1 protein-coding gene and 1 pseudogene are annotated in these 1,769 nt (G+C 67.6%); both read right to left on the reverse strand.

What is annotated here, in order from left to right; translation table 11 throughout:
* Window positions 1–192 (reverse strand): annotated as a pseudogene (locus FPZ47_RS27350) (tyrosine-type recombinase/integrase); the annotation flags it as partial.
* Between the two features lie 5 nt (window positions 193–197).
* The gene (locus FPZ47_RS27355) at window positions 198–1,394 is read right to left on the reverse strand and encodes a tyrosine-type recombinase/integrase (protein ID WP_144957387.1); all 1,197 of its coding nucleotides are present in this window, start codon (window positions 1,392–1,394) and stop codon (window positions 198–200) included.
* Between the last annotated feature and the right edge of the window lie 375 nt (window positions 1,395–1,769).

Below are 1,769 nucleotides of genomic sequence, written 5' to 3' on the forward strand. Positions count from 1 at the left end.
CCGTAAGCGCCGCCACGCGGGCTGCGCGTCGGACGGTTGCGCCGCCCATTCCAACGCCAGTTCGGTGTTGATGTGTCCGACGCCGCGCTGCTCAAGAAAGGCGACGAAGTCGAGCAACAGTCGGCCCGCGTCGACGAGTGCGAATCCGAGCCGGCGACGCACGGCGAGGTACTCGTCGGCGGCTTTGCGCAAGTCCGTCATCGCGCACCCGGCCAGGGCCGCGCCAGCTCACGGGCAGTGGACGCATCGACCGCCGCGTACCGCACCGTAACCTGAATACTGTTGTGCCGCAGTAGCTGTGCCACCTCGGGTAGGCCAGCGCCCTGGCGCAGGAACGCCATCGCCGCGCTGTGCCGCAACGCGCGCGGTCCCACCGGCTCGGCGAGTCCGACGCGCCGGGCGGCGGCGGCCACCCGGTTGGCCACGACGTTGGGGGTCACGGCCCCTTCCGGCGCGTGGGCACGCAGGAACACCGCACGACAGCCCGGTGGGACCCGACGACCATCGTCACGCAGATAGTCGACGATGGCGTGACCGATATCCGGCGGCAACGGCAACAGCTCGCACCGATTGCCCTTGCCGCGCACCAAGACCTCGCCGTGTCGCCAGTCGATGTCGTCCAGACACAGCGCGGCGACCTCGCCGGCGCGCAGCCCCAGGCGGCACAACAGCATCAGCATCGCATAGTCCCGGCGCCCGGTGCTCGTGCCGCGGTCACAACTGGCCAGCAACTTCTCGATCCGAGCGGCATCGAGCGCCTTCGACACGACCCTCACGTGACCGGCGACCTTGGGCAACACGGTGGCCAGCGGGTATGCCGTCACGCCCGTGACATACAGATACCGCAGCAGCGACGACAACGCGGTCACCGTCTTCTTCGCCAACGCCTGGCTGGACCGCTCGCACACCGCGACGACGAACGCCGTCAGCTGCGCCGGACCCAGATCCGCCAATTCGACGTGCCGATCCGCCATCTCAGCGCAGAAGCACCTGGCAACACGCACATAGCCAGCGACTGTCGTTGGGCACACGGCCCGCTCCTGGACAAGATAGGCCCGGTACCCACCGAGCAATACCTCGACCGACCCAGCCTCAGGAGAGCCGGACGCCGGCGCGGCGCCGATACCGCGCAGATACTGCACCGGCAGCACCACGCTCTCCCCGGTCACCCATGTGACCCGCCCCGCCGCGCGCCGCGACTCGGGGAACCGCACAGCGCACCGATCATCGAGTTCATCGACCGAGATCCCCTCGTCCCACATCCACCGACTCAACTGCCGAAACTGCGACACCCGACGACGAATCGCTGTCGGGCCAAAGCCCCTTCGCGCCAACTCCATGCGGTAACCCGGTTCGAACTCCTCCAACGGACCCGCCGCCGACTGATGTCTCATCGCCGCTCCTCTGTGATGTCAATGCATTACAGAGCGAGCGTCCAGCAATCCGCGCCGTGATTATGCCGAATCGGCTACCCCCGCCCACCGGCCTGACCAGGACAAACGATGCCCGCGCCGCACCCACGCGGCATAACCACGGGCGCGGAATAATCGGCGTTATGCCGCCAGCGGCATAACGCCGAGGACGCATCGCAGGTACGCACCGGCCAAGCTCCACGGGTGATGGCCACCTGCCGCAACCTGGCCATAGGCATCCTGCGAATCACCGGATGGGACAACATCGCCGCCGGCCTACGCCACCACGCCAGACACCCAGATCACGCCCTCAAATTGGTCCTGACCTCGTGAGACGTGACTTTTCCGGGACCCTGG

Origin of the sequence: Mycobacterium helveticum (assembly GCF_007714205.1) — a bacterium.
Lineage (GTDB): Bacteria > Actinomycetota > Actinomycetes > Mycobacteriales > Mycobacteriaceae > Mycobacterium > Mycobacterium helveticum.